Annotated in this window: 12 protein-coding genes and 1 tRNA gene; 7 read left to right on the plus strand and 6 right to left on the minus strand. The window is 74.4% G+C overall.

Annotation, left to right across the window (positions count from 1 at the left end; genetic code table 11):
- Nucleotides 1-15 precede the first annotated feature (15 nt).
- The 5 genes from OG580_RS16180 to OG580_RS16200 all read left to right on the plus strand — a co-directional run bounded on the left by OG580_RS16180 (nucleotide 16) and on the right by OG580_RS16200 (nucleotide 4334).
- Nucleotides 16-945, plus strand: a complete 930-nt coding sequence (locus OG580_RS16180) for a bifunctional DNA primase/polymerase (protein ID WP_267044382.1) — start codon at nucleotides 16-18, stop codon at nucleotides 943-945.
- 20 nt (nucleotides 946-965) lie between these two features.
- On the plus strand, nucleotides 966-1289 hold the full coding sequence (locus OG580_RS16185; protein WP_267044383.1) for a hypothetical protein: 324 nt from the start codon (nucleotides 966-968) through the stop codon (nucleotides 1287-1289).
- Nucleotides 1286-2479 (plus strand): DUF3631 domain-containing protein, encoded by a 1194-nt coding sequence (locus OG580_RS16190; RefSeq protein ID WP_267044384.1) that lies wholly within the window; start codon nucleotides 1286-1288, stop codon nucleotides 2477-2479. Before OG580_RS16185 ends, OG580_RS16190 begins: the two co-directional genes overlap by 4 nt.
- A 186-nt stretch (nucleotides 2480-2665) precedes the next feature.
- Complete coding sequence (locus OG580_RS16195; protein WP_267044385.1) at nucleotides 2666-2869, plus strand: helix-turn-helix domain-containing protein; 204 nt, start codon at nucleotides 2666-2668, stop codon at nucleotides 2867-2869.
- 61 nt (nucleotides 2870-2930) lie between these two features.
- Complete coding sequence (locus OG580_RS16200) at nucleotides 2931-4334, plus strand: tyrosine-type recombinase/integrase (RefSeq protein ID WP_267044386.1); 1404 nt, start codon at nucleotides 2931-2933, stop codon at nucleotides 4332-4334.
- Nucleotides 4335-4379: 45 nt separating this feature from the next.
- On the opposite strand, the gene OG580_RS16205 is transcribed toward OG580_RS16200, so the two are convergent.
- The 3 genes from OG580_RS16205 to OG580_RS16215 all read right to left on the minus strand — a co-directional run bounded on the left by OG580_RS16205 (nucleotide 4380) and on the right by OG580_RS16215 (nucleotide 7360).
- A tRNA-Thr gene (locus tag OG580_RS16205) sits at nucleotides 4380-4453 on the minus strand.
- Between the two features lie 85 nt (nucleotides 4454-4538).
- A complete protein-coding gene (locus OG580_RS16210; RefSeq protein WP_267044387.1) occupies nucleotides 4539-6107 on the minus strand; it encodes an alpha/beta hydrolase in 1569 nt (522 codons plus the stop codon).
- A gap of 50 nt (nucleotides 6108-6157) precedes the next feature.
- The gene (locus OG580_RS16215) at nucleotides 6158-7360 is read right to left on the minus strand and encodes a DNA polymerase III subunit delta' (RefSeq protein ID WP_267044388.1); all 1203 of its coding nucleotides are present in this window, start codon (nucleotides 7358-7360) and stop codon (nucleotides 6158-6160) included.
- 217 nt (nucleotides 7361-7577) lie between these two features.
- On the opposite strand from OG580_RS16215, the gene OG580_RS16220 reads away from it, so the two are divergent.
- Together OG580_RS16220 and OG580_RS16225 are read left to right on the plus strand one after the other, a co-directional pair.
- Nucleotides 7578-8780, plus strand: a complete 1203-nt coding sequence (locus OG580_RS16220) for a histidine kinase (RefSeq protein WP_267044389.1) — start codon at nucleotides 7578-7580, stop codon at nucleotides 8778-8780.
- Entirely contained in the window at nucleotides 8768-9415 is a 648-nt protein-coding gene (locus OG580_RS16225) for a response regulator transcription factor (protein WP_267044390.1), read from the plus strand. Before OG580_RS16220 ends, OG580_RS16225 begins: the two co-directional genes overlap by 13 nt.
- A gap of 96 nt (nucleotides 9416-9511) precedes the next feature.
- On the opposite strand, the gene OG580_RS16230 is transcribed toward OG580_RS16225, so the two are convergent.
- The 3 genes from OG580_RS16230 to tmk form a co-directional block, all read right to left on the minus strand.
- A complete protein-coding gene (locus OG580_RS16230; protein WP_267044391.1) occupies nucleotides 9512-12025 on the minus strand; it encodes an FtsX-like permease family protein in 2514 nt (837 codons plus the stop codon).
- Complete coding sequence (locus OG580_RS16235; protein ID WP_267044392.1) at nucleotides 12022-12837, minus strand: ABC transporter ATP-binding protein; 816 nt, start codon at nucleotides 12835-12837, stop codon at nucleotides 12022-12024. Before OG580_RS16235 ends, OG580_RS16230 begins: the two co-directional genes overlap by 4 nt.
- Nucleotides 12838-12963: 126 nt before the next feature.
- Nucleotides 12964-16269 (minus strand): dTMP kinase, encoded by a 3306-nt coding sequence (tmk, locus tag OG580_RS16240; RefSeq protein ID WP_267044393.1) that lies wholly within the window; start codon nucleotides 16267-16269, stop codon nucleotides 12964-12966.
- Nucleotides 16270-16271: the final 2 nt, after the last annotated feature.

Raw genomic sequence — 16271 nt, forward strand, 5'->3', positions numbered from 1 at the left:
CTGGAGGTCTCCAGCATGACCCATGCCACCCCGATCCGGCGAGACGGCGAGCACCCGTCCCCACTGAATGCCGCTCTGAGCGCTGCGGAGCGCGGCTGGTACGTGTTCCCGCTCCGCCCCGGAACGAAGCGGCCCGCGCTCCACGGTGAGGAGCAGTGCCCGCAGATCCGGGACTGCGCCGGCGGGCACCGCAAGTGGGAGGACCGCGCCACTACCGACCCGGACCGGATCCGGCGAGCGTGGGCGGACCGCCCGTTCAACGTCGGCATCGCCACCGGCCCCTCCCGGCTCCTCGTGGTCGACCTCGACATGCCCAAGCCCAACAGCAGTCAGGACACGCCTTGCGGCGTGACGACCTTTACGGCGCTCTGCGAGCGCGCCGGGCAGCCCGTCCCCGCCACCTATCGGACGCGGACCGCGAGCGGTGGGCTGCACCTGTACTTCACTGCCCCGCCCGGCGTCCGTATGCCGAACTCGGCGGGAAAGCTCGGGGCATTGATCGATACGCGAGCGTGGGGCGGGTACGTCGTCGCACCCGGCAGCATCACCCCCGCCGGTCCGTATTCGGTCCTCGACGACCGTACCCCGGTGCCCCTCCCGGGATGGGTGCACAGCCTGCTCACCCCGCCCCGCTCGGCGTCGCCGTCGCGTGCGGCTCTGGCCGGTCGAGCGGGTCGTGCCCAGCGGTACGCGCTGCGCGGTCTGGAGGCCGAGACGACCAGCGTCGCCCGGGCGGTGCAGGGAGAGCGCAACTCCACGCTGCTGTCGGCGGCGCGAGCCCTGGGGCGGTTCATCGCGTGGGGCGATCTCCCCAGGGTCGTGGTCGAGGAGGCTCTTCAGCAGGCGGGGGAGTCGGCCGGCCTGGCGCCGAAGGGCTGTGCGGCAACGATCCGCAGCGGTCTGAACTGGTCCATCGCCCACAACCCGCAGCGGCGGGCGGCATGACCCACCCGATCCCTCCCCTCTTGAAGAGCCTCACCTGGACCCCGGCCCAGCCCGGCTCCGCCGAGCAGCCGATCACACGGCCGGCCGTGGGCGCCTCAAAGGTCGTCGCCGAAGGCGTCCCTTCTGCTGTTCGCCCTGACCCGCACCCGGCCACCGGTCCCCGGGTCGTCGGGATGCTCCACATCACCCTGCCCGACCGCAGCACCATCCCCACCGCCACGTCCCGCTGCGAATGCGGACGCGACATGTTCGCCGTCGGACACCACCAGGTACTCGCCCTCGTCGCCGACCACACCGCACACCGGGCCCTCTGCCCGCTCCTGACCGAAGGGGAAGCCGCATGACCCAGCAGCCCATCGACGGCGCCGCCCTGCTCGCCGAAGTCGAGGCCTTCCACCGCAGGTTCAACGTCTTCCCCCGGGAAGCGGCCTACGTCGCCGTCGCCCTGTGGGACGCCCACGCGCACGTCCTCGACGCCTTCGACTCCACCCCCCGCCTCGCGTTCCTCTCCCCGGAGCCCGGCTCCGGCAAGTCCCGCGCCCTGGAGGTGGTGGAAACCCTGGTGCCACGGCCGATGCTCGCGGTGAACGCGCGGGCCGCCGCCCTGTTCCGGTCCGTCTCCGACCCGGCCGGGCGGCCCACGATCCTCTTCGACGAGATCGACACCGTCTTCGGACCGAAGGCCGGAGACAACGAGGAACTCCGCGGCTTCCTCAACGCCGGCCACCGCCGCTCCGGCGTCACCTACCGATGTGTTGGAGACGGCGGGAACCAGACGGTGGTGGAGTTCCCCTCCTACACCGCTGTCGCCGTCGCCGGACTCGGCGGACTGCCCGACACCATCACCACCCGCTCCGTCATCATCCGCATGCGCCGCCGCGCCTGGAACGAGAAGGTCGAGCCCTTCCGCGCCCGCCAGCACGAAGCCGAGGGCAACAAGCTCCGCGACCGCCTCGCCGAATGGGCCGACCAGATCCGCGAGGACGTCGCCGGACGCTGGCCTGACATGCCCGAAGGGGTCACCGACCGCCCCGCCGACGTGTGGGAGCCCCTTCTCTCCGTCGCGGACGCGGCCGGAGGCGACTGGCCCGAGCGCGCCCGCGCCGCGTGCGTGGAGCTGGTCAACGCGGCCCGCGCCGACGACAAGGGATCGATCGGTATCCGCCTGCTCACCGACCTGCGTGACCACGTCATGGTCGGCATCGACCGCCTGCCCACCGTCGCCGTCCTCGACCGGCTCTGCTCGCTCGACGAAGCGCCATGGGCCGACATGAGCGGCCGGCCGCTCGACTCCCGGGGCCTCGCGAAGATGCTGGGCGAGTACATGACCAGCGACAACACCCCGGTCAAGGCCCGCAACATCAAGAGCGCCGGGTCCGTCCTCAAGGGCTACTACGCGGCAGACCTCCACGACGCCTGGGACCGCTACTGCCCCCCACCCCTCCTGAGGGCCGCTACTTCCGCTACCTCCGCTACCCCGCAGGTCAGCGGCCCGGAAACGGTAGCGGAAGGGCTCTTCCCGTCCGCTACCTAAGCGCTACCCCGCTACCGGCCCCACACCCCGAAAGCCGGGGCCGGTAGCGGATCCATCCGCTACCGCCACCCCATCCGCTACCTCCGATCATGCCCCTGACCAGGGCGGTAGCGGAGGTAGCGGAAGTAGCGGACCTGACAGGAAGGGGCCGAGGAGGCCCCGGCATCCGCACAGGAGGCATACGCAGTGACCACCGCCATGCAGCCGACCGTCAACCGGGCCATGTTCACCGCCGAAGACGCCGCGGCGTACCTCTCCCTCGGACGCTCGACCGTCTATGAGCTGATGGCCGCCGGGGACCTTCCCTACGTGAAGGTGGGCCGCTCCCGCCGAATCCGACTGACCGAACTGGACGCGTTTGTCGCCCAGTTGAAGCCACACGCCAACTGACCCTGAACACATCGAGGCGGTCCTGGATCCATCGGGGCCGCCTCACCCGCGAGAGGAAGCAATGACCCCCCGCAAGCTCAACATGGAGTCGTCCGTCTACTTCGGGAGCGACGGCTGGTGGCACGGCCGCGTCACCATGGGCGTCAAGTCCGATGGCAGTCCCGATCGTCGCCACCGTCGGGCCAAGACAGAGCCCGAGATCAAGCGCAAGGTCAAGGAGCTGGAGAAGCTCCGCGACGAGCAGCGCGCGCCGAAGGCCGGTCGGGTCCCGACCGTCCAGCAGTGGATGGAGACCTACCTGACCACGATCGCGAGCCTGACGCTCAAGCCGCGGTCGCTCGACGACTACTGGTCCAAGACCCGCAACGACATCGTCCCCGGCGTGGGGCAACACCGGCTGAACAAGCTGGAGCCGGAGCACCTGGAGACCATGTACGCGGCCATGCTGCGGGAGGGGCACGCCCCCTCCCACGTGCTCAAGGTCCACCGGATCCTGTCGCGCGCCCTGAAGATCGCCCACCGCCGCCGGATGATCGTGGAGAACGTCGCGACGCTGGTCGACCCGCCCACCGTGGACGAGACCGAGGCGAACCCCTTCTCGAAGGAGCAGGCGCACGCGTTCCTGGAAGCCGCCGCGAAGCGACCCACGTTCATGCGTTGGGTGGTCGGGGTCGGGTTGGGCTTCCGGCAGGGCGAGACGCTCGGTCTGCGCTGGCGGTACGTCGACCTGGAGGCGGAGCTCTTCCACCCGCGTTGGCAGCTCCAGCGGCTGACCTGGAAGCACGGCTGCACCGATCCGCACGCGTGCGGGGAGCGGCTGCACCGCTTCGAGCCGTGCCCGCCGAGCTGCGCCACCCACAAGGGGTACACGCGCGGGTGCCCGAAGCCCTGCGCGAAGACGTGCTCGAAGCACGCCAGCACCTGCCCTGAGCGTCAGGGCGGCGGCCTCGCCTTCACCCGCCCGAAGACGAAGAAGAGCCGGAACCCCGTCCCGATCCCCCAGCCGTTCCTGCCCTACCTCCTTGAACACAGGGCCCAGCAGGAGGCGGAGCGGTCCGCTGCTGAGGACCTCTGGGAGGAACACGACGCCGTGTTCACCCGCCCGGACGGTCGGCCGCTGGACCCGCGTCAGGACTGGGAGGAGTTCAAGGAGCTGCTCGAAGAGGCGGGGATCAGCGATCGGCGCCTGTACGACGGGAGTCGCCACACGGCCGGCACGATCCTGAACGAGCTGGGCGTGGACATGGTGACCATCATGGAGATCCTCCGACACACCCAGGTGAGTCAGACCAAGCGCTACGTGAAGGGTCGCTCCGAGCTGTCCCGCGAGGCCATGCGCCGGATGGGCGACACGTTCCTGCCCCAGCTCCAGCGGGCCGCTCCGCCCGCACCTGCCACTGAGACCACAACTGAGACCACGAACAGTCGGACGGCCCGCGCTCGGCTCCGTCGCCGTATCCGGTAATGAAAAAACCCCAGGTCACGGCGAGTGAGTCCTGGGGTAATTCCGAGCCGCCTTCGGGATTCGAACCCGAGACCTACGCATTACGAGTGCGTTGCTCTGGCCAGCTGAGCTAAGGCGGCTTGCCGTGCAGACCCATGTTGGGTGCAGCAGCGCCGCCAAGTCTACACAGTTTCCGGGGGTGCTCCGACCACCCCCGGATCACGCCTATGAGCAGCGCTTTCCCTCCTGTGGAGGCGTGCCTTCCAGGAGGTAGGTGTTGATCGCCGTGTCGATGCAGTCGCTGCCCCGCCCGTACGCGGTGTGGCCGTCGCCCTCATAGGTCAGGAGCGTGCCGGAGGAGAGCTGGGCCGCCAGGGACTGCGCCCACTTGTAGGGGGTGGCCGGGTCGCGGGTGGTGCCGACGACGAGGATCGGGGGTGCTCCGTCCGCGGTGATGCGGTGGGAGTGGCCGGTGGGCGGGGTGGGCCAGTAGGTGCAGTTGAGGGCCGCCCAGGCGAGGCCCTCACCGAAGACCGGGGAGGCCTTCTCGAAGGACGGGACCGCCTTCTCGGCGTCGGCGGGGCCGGAGTAGGCGGCCGGCAGGTCGAGGCAGTTCACGGCGGCGTTCGCGTACATCAGGTTGGCGTACGTGCCGTCCGCCTCCCGCTCGTAGTAGGCGTCGGCCAGGGCGAGCAGGCCCGAGCCCTCGCCACCGATCGCCCGGGTGAGGGCCTCCCGCAGCTGGGGCCAGGCGCCCTCGTCGTACATCGCCGCGATCACGCCCGTGGTGGCGAGGGACTCGCCGAGCTCGCGGCTCTCGCCCGTGGGCAGGGGCTCGGCGTCCACGGCACGGAAGAACGACCGCAGCGCCTCGCCGGCCGCCGCGACCGACTCGGTGCCCAGCGGGCAGTCCGGCCGGCGGATGCAGTCGGCGGCGAAGGCACCAAACGAGGTCTCGAAACCGGCGGTCTGGTCGCGGTTGAGGTCGAGCGCCGAGAGCGAGGGGTCCATCGCCCCGTCGAGGACCAGGCGGCCGACCCTGCCGGGGAACAGCTCGGCGTAGGTGGCGCCGAGGAAGGTGCCGTACGAGGCCCCCACGTACGTGAGCTTCTCGTCGCCGAGGACCGCCCGCAGGACGTCCATGTCCCGGGCCGTCTCGACCGTGGAGACATGCGGAAGGATCTTCCCCGACCGCTTCTCGCAGGCCGCCGCGAACTCCTTGAAGGCCGCGCTCAGCGCGCGGGTCTCCGCCGTGTCGTCGGGGGTCTGGTCCACCTGCGTGTACGCGTCCATCCGCGGGCCCGTCAGGCACTCGACCGGCTCGCTGCGGGCCACTCCGCGCGGGTCGACGGCCACCATGTCGTAGCGGGCGCGGACGGGTGCGGGGTAGCCGATGCCCGCGTACCCCTGGAGGTAGCCGACGGCCGAGCCGCCGGGCCCGCCCGGGTTGACCAGGAGCGAACCGATCCGCTTCCCCGGGCCCGTGGCCCGGACCCGCGAGACCGCGAGCTTGATGTCCCCGCCGTCCGGCTTCGCGTAGTCGAGCGGCGCCAGCAGGGTCGCGCACTGGAACCCCTCCACACCGCACGCGCGCCAGGACGGCTTCTGCGTGTAGTACCTCTTCAGCGCCCCGGTCTCGGCCCCGGGCGGGACGGAGGCGCGGGCGCCGGCCACGGAGGCCGACGCGGTCGTACGGGACGCGGCGGCGTCGCTTCCGCCCGTGCAGCCGGACAGGATCAGTCCGGCGGCCGCGAGAGCCGTGGCGGACGTACGGAGCAAACGCCTGGAGTCCATTCCCGGAGCGTATCCGGACGAGTACGGAGCGTGTCCAATCGTGTGCGGGGCTACTCGCGCAGCGCCATCGTCATCGCCTCCACCGCCAGCAGCGGTGCCACGTTCCGGTCGAGGGCCTCGCGGCAGGCCAGGACGGCCTCGATGCGGCGCAGGGTCCGCTCCGGCGTCGTGTCGCCGGCGACCCGCTCCAGCGCGTCCCGCACGTCCACGTTGGCGATCTCCGAACGCGAGCGGAGCTGGAGCGCAAGGACGTCGCGGTAGAAGCCGGTCAGGTCGGTGAGCGCCAGGTCCAGGCTGTCGCGCTGGGTACGCGTCCTGCGCCGCTTCTGCCGCTCCTCCAGCTCCTTCATCGCACCGGCCGTGCCGCGTGGCATCCGCCCGCCCTGCCCCCCGCCGAGCGCCGCCTTCATGTCCTCGGTCTCCTTGACGTCGACCTCCTCCGCGACCTGCTTCGCGTCCTCGGCCGCCGCGTCGACCAGCTCCTGGGCCGCCTTGAGGCAGCCTCCGACGTCCCCCACCCGCAGCGGCAGCTTGAGGACGACGGACCGGCGCGCGCGGGCCCGCTCGTCCGTGGCGAGCCGCCGTGCCCGGTCGATGTGCCCCTGGGTCGCACGGGCGGCCGCGTGCGCCGCCGCCGGCTCGATGCCGTCACGCCGCACGAGCACGTCGGCCACCGCCTCCACGGGCGGCGTGCGCAGGGTCAGGTGGCGGCAGCGGGAGCGGATCGTCGGCAGCACGTCCTCCAGGGAGGGCGCGCAGAGCATCCAGACCGTCCGGGGCGCCGGCTCCTCGATGGCCTTCAGCAGGACGTTCCCCGCGCCCTCGGTGAGGCGGTCGGCGTCCTCCAGGACGATGACCTGCCAGCGGCCGCCCGCCGGCGACAGCTGGGCGCGCCGGACGAGCTCGCGGGTGTCCTTCACGCCGATGGACAGCAGGTCCGTACGGACGATCTCCACGTCCGCGTGGGTGCCGACGAGGCTCGTGTGGCAGCCGTCGCAGAACCCGCAGCCCGGGATCCCGCCCGTCGCCCGGTCGGGGCTCACGCACTGCAGCGCGGCGGCGAACGCCCGCGCCGCCGTCGCCCGCCCGGACCCCGGCGGGCCGGTGAACAGCCAGGCGTGGGTCATCTTCGACGCCTCGGGGGCAGGTGCTCCGGCGGCATGGGCGGTCACGAGCGCGTCGGCGTCGCGCGCGGCGGCAGCGAGCTGCTCCTCGACCCGCGCCTGTCCGACCAGGTCGTCCCATACGGCCATGTCTGCCCCTCCTCAGGTACGTCCTCCATTGTGGGGCAGCGCTCTGACAACCTCCGCCGACCGGGCCCGGGGGGTGTCTTGTCGGTCAGGCCGGATCAGGGAGCGGGGTCTGGTCGGCAAGACCCCCCGGGGCCACGCCACGGGAACGTGGCCCGCCCCGAACCGGTGGTGCGACCCGCTCCGCCGCCCTCCTCCGGGCGCCGCCTACGCTGGCGGGATGCGCGAGGCGATCAAGGAAGCGGCCCGGGCCTGGATCCACCTCGCGAGGGGGGCCGCGCTCGCGGTCCTCTGTCAGCTGATGGCCGCCGTCGCGCTCTTCACCGCCTTCCTCACCCTCACCGTCATCGGCGCGGGGGTCCTCCCCGAGAGCGTGCTGCTGCTGCGCGTGCTCGCGGGCCACGAACGGCGCCGTACCGCCTCCCGGTCCGGTACGCCCGTCCCGGAGGCGTACCTTCCGATCGAAGGCCCTCTCCCCGCGCGCGTGCGGACGGCCGTCACCGACCCCGGTACACACCGGGACCTGATCTGGGCCGCCTCCCACGCCCTCTACGGCATCGCCCTGTGGTGCGCCTCGCTCGTGGTGTGGGTGTGCGCGCTGCCGGTCGACGGGGTGTGGGCGGGGCTCGTGGGCCGCCGGCCGCTGGTGCTTCCGCTGATCGTCCGGCTCGCCGACCTGGAGACGGACTGGTCGCGCACCCTGCTCACCCCGGCCCCGTCCGCCGCCCGGGACGCGGCGCTCGCCGCCCGTGTCGAGCAGCTGACCGCCACCCGGGCGGGCGCGGTCGCCGCGCACGGCGCCGAGCTCCGCCGGATCGAACGCGACCTGCACGACGGCGCGCAGGCCCGGCTGGTCGCGCTGTCCATGCGGATCGGGCTGGCCAGACGGGCGTACGACTCCGATCCCGCGACCGCGCGGAGGCTCCTCGACGACGCCCAGGAGCAGGCCGAGGAGGCGCTGGCCGAGCTGCGGCACGTCGTCCGCGGCATCCACCCCCCGATCCTCACCGACCGCGGCCTGACCGGGGCGGTCCACGCCCTCGCCGCGAGCAGCGGCCTGGAGGTGGAGGTGTCCGTGGACGGTCTGGAGGACGGCGCGGAGACCCGCGCCTCCCGCACCGGCGGCGTCCGCGCCCCCGCCGCCCTGGAGGCCGCCGCGTACTTCGTCGTCGCCGAGGCACTCACCAACGCGGCCAAGCACAGCGGCGCCGCCCACGCCTCCGTCGCCCTCGCCCGCGACCCCGCCGGTCTGCGCGTCCTCGTCCGGGACGAGGGCCGCGGCGGGGCGGAGGCGGGCGAGCGGGGCGGCTCCGGTCTGACGGGGATGCGCCGCAGGGTCGCCGCGCTCGACGGCACCGTACGACTGACCAGCCCCGTGGGGGGCCCGACCGTGATCGAAGTGGAGCTTCCGTGCGTGTGGTGATCGCCGAGGACAACGCCCTCCTGAGAGAGGGCCTGGTCCTGCTGCTGTCCTCCTCCGGCCACGAGGTCGCCGGGGTCGCGGCCACCGGACCCGAGATCCTGCCGCTGCTCCTGGAGCACCGTCCGGACGTGGCCGTCCTCGACGTACGGCTGCCGCCCGGCTTCCGCGACGAGGGGCTGAGGGCGGCACTCGCGGCGCGCGAGCAGCTGCCGGGACTACCGGTCCTCGTCCTCTCCCAGTACGTGGAGGAGACGTACGCGGCCGAGCTCCTCGGCGGCGGCGCCCAGGGCGTCGGCTACCTGCTGAAGGACCGGGTCGGACGGGTCGACGAGTTCCTGGACGCCCTGGAACGGGTCGCGTCCGGCGGTACGGCCCTGGACCCGGAGGTCGTCACCGAGCTGCTCGCCCGCCGCCGCGACGACCCGCTGGACTCCCTCACCCCGCGCGAACGCGAGGTCCTCGGGCTGATGGCCCAGGGGCACGACAACGGCACGATCGCCCGCTCGATGGTGGTGACCGAGCGGGCCGTGCACAAACACGTCGGCAACGTCTTCGCGAAGCTCGGCCTGCCGGCCGGCGACAGCGGCGGCCACCGCCGGGTCCTCGCCGTGCTCGCGTATCTCAAGGCCGCCTGAGCCACCCGAGGAACCCGCGCCGCCCGGCGTCGCCCGGCCTGGCCCGCGCGTCGCCCGGCCTCGTTCAGCGTCCGCCCGGCATCGCCCGGCGCCCCCTCAGCTCCTGAGCCGGCGTCCCGCGACCGGCAGGAACACGCCGGCCACCACCGTGACCACCACCGTCCCCGCGAGCAGCCCGGCCTGCGCGGGCGGCAGGTACGGCAGGCCGCCCGTCAGCGCCCAGGCGAAGGCGGTCAGCGGCAGCGCGGCCACCACGGCCCCCAGGAGCAGCCCGGTGGCCGTCAGGAACCCGGCCTCCAGGCCGAGCGTCCGGCGTACCTGACCCGCCGAGGCGCCCACCTGGCGCAGCAGCGCCAGCTCGCCACGCCGCCCGGCGCCGATCAGCGCGAGGGTGCTCAGGACGGAGAGGACGGTGAGCGCGCCGATCGCGGCGACGACCGTCGCCGAGACGAGCCCGTTCAGCTCGGCCCCGGCCGTCGTCACCTGCTCCGGTACGACCTCGGAACCGGTGGCGCCGGCCTCCGTCGCCACCAGCACGCGCGCGGGGTACGGGTCGGTCATGTGCGGGGCCAGTTCGCCCTTCGGCAGCAGGAACTCGCCGAGGGCGAGCGAGCGGGCGTACACCGCCACCACCCGCAGCCGCTGCTCCGTCCCGTCGCCCAGACGCAGGACCACCGTCGAACCGGGCCGCACCTCCAGCGAATCGGCCATGTCCGCGCCGACCGCGACCGTCCCGCGCCCGGCGAGTCCGGCCAGGTCGCCCGCGACCACTCCCGGGTCGAGCGTGCCCCGCAGACCGCCGGCGTCCACACCGAGGACCGGGAGCCGGTCGAGGCGCGGCGAACCGGCCTCCGTACGGGCCAGGACGACCGTCGACCGCAGCACGTCCGTCGCCGCGGTCACGCCCGGCAGCCTCCGCACCTGTTCCGCCGTCGTGCCGTGGATTGCGAGGTCCGCGATGGTCGCGTCCCTCGCCTGCTCCTCGGCCGCCCGGCCCATGGTCGCGCCCGCCGCGAGCTGCACCAGCGCGAAGGCGGTGACGAGGACGACCGGGGTGAGCGCCGCCCCGAGCCGCCGCGAGTGCGCGGCCGCGCCGGCCGCCGTGAGCCGCCCGGGCGCCCCGCCGAGCCGGCGGAACGGCGCGTCCAGGATCCGCATCGCGCCCCGCGCGATCCACGGCCCGAGCAGCGCGCACCCGGAGACGAGCGTCACCGTGGCGGCTCCGGCCGCGGCGCCGGCCGCCTCGCCGCCCTGTGTCGTGGCCGCGGCGGACGCGGCGGCGCCCAGGGCGATCAGGACGAGCCCGCTGACGCGGCGCGCGACGCCCCGGCCCGGGCCGCCCGCCCGGCGGGTCGAGAAGAGGACGACGAGCCGGGCCAGGCCGACCACGACGGCCGCGACGACGAGCGAGGCGGCGAACAGCCAGGGCGGGGTGGGCAGGACGAGCCCCTCCGGTACGACTCCGGGGCGGGCCCGCAGCATCGACCACGCCGCCAGGAACACCGGTACGGCCGCCAGTGCGCCGATCAGCGCCGCCGCGCCCGCCACCCGGGTCACCTCCCGCCCGGCGGCAGCCCGTACCTGACGGGGTGTCGCGCCGACGGCGAGCAGCAGCTCCCGCTCGTCGCCGCGCTGGTGCAGGGCCTGCGCGACGAGCGAGGACAGGACGAGGCCCGCGATGAGGAGGACCGTGCCGGAGACGGCCGCGAGGATGCGGAGGAGCTCGGTGCGCGCGGGCGGCGCGGCGAGGTGTTCGGCGCCGCCCCTCCCGTCGCCGGTGAGCGCCCGGAGGGGCTGCCCGGCGGCGACGTCCTTGAGTCCCGCGCCGTCCAACGCCGCCCGCACGCGCGCGTGCAGGGTGTCCACGGGGACCCCGGGTTCGGCGATGACCCCGACGGCGGCGACCGTGCCCGGGCGTCCGGCGAGCTGCCGTGCCTCCTGCGCCGTGACGTACAGCGCGGCCGGGCCCTCGGCGACGCCGACGACCTTCCGCCCGGCCAGGGTCTCCCCGACCCGGGCCGCGGCGCCGATACCGGCCCCTGCGACCACCTCGCCGGCCTGCCGGGGCTCCCGCCCGTCGAGCAGCTCGTACGGGGCGAGGGCGGCCGCCTCCCAGGGCCGCCCGGCGTACGCCTCGGCGCCGGAGCCCGTGCCCGAAGTCGCCGTGCCCGAGCTCGCCGTGCTCGCCGTGCCCGCCGTGCCCGCCGTGCCCGCCGTGCCCGCCGTGCCCGAGCTCGCCCCAGCGCCCGTTCCCGGCTCCCGTACGACGAAGGTGTCGTCCGCGACGGCGGCGCGGACGCCCTGGACCTCGCGCAGGACGTCGACGGCCCCGCTCGGGATCCGTACCCGCTCGGTCAGGCCCGCCGAGACGGTCGTCGGCTCGCTCCCCCACGGATCGGTCGTCCAGCTGATCTCCTGGTCGCCTGCGACGACGACGGGCGCCGCCGCGTACCGCTCCACGCGCGCGTGCCCGATCCCGACCGAGCCGATGGCGAGGGCCAGGGCTCCGAGCAGCGCGGAGATCACGGCGACGGCCGCGAACACGGCCGTCCACGCCTTCCGGTGCGTCCGCAGCGACCGTACGGAGAGAAGCCTCACCGCCGCGTTCACCGGGCCACCGCCGCGCGACGCCCGGCGTCCGCCGTCGGCCCGCCCAGCGCCTCCCGTACACCGGCCTCGTCCGGCCGGTCGAGGCGGCCGACCAGCCGGCCCCGGTCCAGGAACACGGCCTCGTCCGTCCAGGCCGCCGCCACCGGGTCGTGGGTGACGAGGACGACGGTCCGGCCGCGCTCGTCCACCGCGCGCCGCAGCAGGGCGAGGACCCCGGCCGCGGTGGCCGGGTCGAGCGCGGCGGTCGGCTCGTCGGCGAAGACGACCTCGGGTTCGTTGACGAGGGCCCGGGCGATCGCCACCCGCTGGCGCTGGCCACCGGAGAGCTTCTCCGGCGCGTCCTCGGCCCGGTCGGCCAGTCCGACGGCCGCGAGACCGTCCAGCGCGCGGGCGTCCAGGTCCCGGCCGGGATGGGCACCGGCGAGCAGCAGCGGCAGGGTGACGTTCTCCCGCACGTTCAGGGCGGAGACGAGGTTCAGCGACTGGAAGACGAAGCCGATACGGTCCCGCCGCAGCCGGGTGAGCCCGGCCGCCTTCAGCGTGGCGAGGTCGGTGCCCCCGATCCGTACCGTGCCGGCGGTCGGCCGTTCGAGCCCGGCCGCGCACCGCAGCAGCGTGGACTTGCCGGAACCCGACCGGCCCATCACCGCCACGAGACGACCGCGCGGCACGACGAGGTCCACCCCGTCGAGCGCGGGCACTCCGCCACGAGATCCCCGGGCCCCACGGGACCCGCGCGACCCTTCGTAGGTCCGGCTCACCCCGTTCAGGGCGAGTGCGGCGCCGCTCTCCGTCACTGCTGTCGTCATCATGCCGACAACGCTACGAAAGCGCAGGTCACAGGGGTATGGAGCTGGCTTCCTGGTTGAGGGTGGAGCCAGCTACACCCTCAACCAGGAAGCCGGCGGAAGCCATCGGAGGCCACCGGAGGGAAGACGTCAGCGGCGACGGCGGCCGTCGTCCTCGTCGTCGTGCCGGCCGAACAGCTCGTCCGCCAGGGTCGGCAGGTCGTCGAGCGGGGTCTCCTCGGCCCAGTCCGAGCGGCGGCGCGGCCGGCCCTGCTCGTCGAGCTGGGGCAGTTCACGGGTCCGGTCGTTCGCGCCGTGCGCCTCCGCCTGCGACTGCTGCGGGGACCGCGCCTGCGGCTGCTCCTCGCGGAAGATGCTCTGGGGCACCCGGTCGACGGGGTCGGACGCCCTGGGGTCCCGTACGGGAGGCAGGACGGCGGTCTCGTCGACGGCCCGCGGGTCACGGATCTGCGGCAGGACGGCCGTCTCGGCCTCCGGCTTCACGATCGGTGTGGCCACGGTGACCTCGTCGGGCGAGACGGTCGGCGCCTTCGGCCCGGCATCCGGCTTCACGACCGGCGTCGGCACGGTGACCTCGTTCGCCGACACCTCGGCGGTCCGCGCGGCCCGGGCGGCCCGCTCGGCAGCGGCCTTCTTCTCGGCGGCGGCCCTCTCCGCGGCGGCCTTCTCGGCGGCGGCAGCCCTCTCGGCCGCGGCCTTCTCCGCGGCGGCGCGCTCGGCCACCGCCTTCTCGGAAGCCGCCTTCGCGGCCGCCTCGGCGGCGACCTTCTCCGCCGCGGCCTTCACCGCGGCTTCCTCCGCCGCCTTCGCGACGGCAGCGGCCTCGGCCATCCGGCGGGCCTCCTCGGCCCGGAGCAGGGCCTCTTCGGCCCTGCGCTGCTTCTCCAGGCGGAGTTCCTCCGCCTCGGCCCGGAGCCGGGCCTCCTCCTCGGCCTCCAGACGGAGCCGCTCCTGCTCCTCCCGGCGGGCCTTCTCCTCCGCCGCGAGCCGCTTCCGCTCCTCCTCGGCGGCGAGCTCGGCGGCGATCCGGGCCTCCTCGGCCACGCGCCGGGCCTCCTCCGCCTGCCGTTCGGCCTCAAGGCGGCGCGCCTCTTCCTCCTCGCGCCGCTTGCGCTCCTCCTCCTCGGCGCGGAGCTTGGCGAGCTGCTCCTGCCGCTCGCGCTCCAGCCGCTCCTCCTCGGCCTTGCGGGCGGCCTCTTCCTCCGCCTGGCGCCGGACCTCTTCCTCGGCCTTCCGGCGGGCCTCCTCCGCGGCCTTCACCTCGGCCTCGGAGAGCGGCAGCATCCGGTCGAGCCGGTGGCGTACGACGGTGGTGACGTCCGCCGGCTCCTGACCGGCGTCGACGACGAGGTAGCGGCTCGGGTCGGCGGCCGCGAGGGCGAGGAAACCGGCCCGCACGCGCGCGTGGAACTCCGGCGGCTCGGACTCCAGACGGTCGGGCGCCTCGGTGAAGCGCTCCCTGGCCGTCTCCGGGGAGACATCGAGGACGACGGTCAGGTGCGGGACGAGCCCGTCCGTCGCCCAGCGCGAGATGCGGGCGATCTCGGTCGGGGACAGGTCACGGCCCGCGCCCTGGTAGGCCACGGACGAGTCGATGTACCGGTCGGAGAGGACGATCGCGCCCCGCTCCAGGGCCGGCCGGACCAGGGAGTCGACGTGCTCGGCGCGGTCGGCCGCGTACAGCAGGGCCTCGGCCCGGTTCGAGAGCCCCGCCGACGACACGTCGAGGAGGATCGAGCGGAGCCGCTTGCCGATCGGGGTGGCGCCGGGCTCGCGGGTGACGACGACCTCGTGGCCCTTGGCGCGGATCCACTCGGCGAGCGCCTGGACCTGAGTCGACTTCCCGGCGCCGTCGCCGCCCTCCAGGGCGATGAAGAAGCCGGTCGGGGACGGCGCCTGGGCCGGGTCGGAGCCGCGCAGCGCGTCGCGCAGGTCGCGGCGGAGCGGGACGCCGGCGCGGTCGTCGGTCTTGGCGAGGACGAGCGCGGCGACGGGCAGCAGCAGGGCGCCGACCAGGGCGAGCGTGAAGGCCGCGCCGCCGTGGTCGAGGACGGAGCTCCCGGAGCCGAACCGGTGCGGCCCGATGGCGGCGGCGAGCAGCGGGGCGGCGAGCGCTCCGACGGCCATCGCGACCAGGGCGTTGGCCTGGAGGTACTCGGTGGTCCGGGCCCGGCGCGGCTCCTCGGCCTCCTGGTCGACCAGAGTGTGACCGGTGTTCGCGGCGACACCGGCCGCGTACCCGGCGAGGACGGCGAGGAACAGCACGGTCGCCGTGTCCGGCACCAGGCCCACGGCGATCAGCGCGATGCCGGTGACGGCGGTCGCGAGGGCGAGCAGCCGGCGCCGGGACAGGACGGGCAGGACGAAGCGCGCGGTGCGGATGCCGACGGCGGTCGCGCCGCTGAGCGCGAGGACCAGGAGCGCGTACGTGACGGGGCCGCCGCCCAGGTCGTACGCGTGGAGGACGGCGAGGGACGCGGCCGCGGCGATCGCCCCGGCGACGGTGGCGCAGGTCAGGACGAGCAGCGGCAGGGCGCCGGTGCGGCCCTTGTCGGCGGTACGGCTCTTCCCCTCGTCGGCGCCCTCGTCGGCGCCCTTCCCGGTCGTGGGACGGCGCAGGCCCTCCAGGGGCGAGCGGGGCCTCGGCGTCCGACCGCCGGGCAGGGCCATCGCGTACAGGCCGGTGACGGAGGCCGCGAACAGTCCGGCCGCGACGTACGAGCCGAGGGCGGCCTGGTGCAGCGAGAACCAGTCGAGTCCGATGCCGAGGAGCTTTCCGGCGAGCGTGGCGACGAGCAGGACGGCGGCCGCGGCGGGCACCGCGAGGAAGGCGGTGCGCCGGGAGAGCCGGCGCAGCGCTCCGAGGTGGTCGGGCAGCGGCCGTACGGCGGCGCCCTCCAGCGGCGGGGCGGGCAGCAGCGCGGGCGCGGCGCCCTCGCGGCAGATCGTCCAGAGCCGCTCGGCGGCGCCGGTGACGAAGACGGTGCCGAGCAGGTACCAGAGCGCGCTGTCGGGGATCCAGTCGATCCACAGGGGGGCGATGACGAGCAGGGCGATGCGCAGTCCGTCGGCGCCGATCATCGTCCAGCGGCGGTCGAGCGGGCCGTCGGGCCCGGTGAGCGCGGTGAGCGGCCCGAGGAGGACGGCCCCGAAGAGGACCGAGGCCAGCAGGCGCGTACCGACGACGGCGGCCACGGCGAACGCGGCGCCCCGGTAACCGCCCCCGAGCGCACCCTCGGACACGGCCGCCTGGAGGCCCAGGAGGACGAGGGCGAGGAGGGCGAGGGCGTCGGCGACGCTCCCGGCCACGTGGGCGCTCCACAGCCTGCGCAGCGGCTGATGGTGCAGGAGGGCCCGTACGGCACGCTCCTGGGAATCCGCGACGAGTGCGGCGTCGGAATCGCCGAGGCGGTCTGGCTGCTCTGCTCGCGTCATCC

Origin of the sequence: Streptomyces sp. NBC_00094, from assembly GCF_026343125.1 — a bacterium.
Classification (GTDB): Bacteria; Actinomycetota; Actinomycetes; order Streptomycetales; family Streptomycetaceae; genus Streptomyces.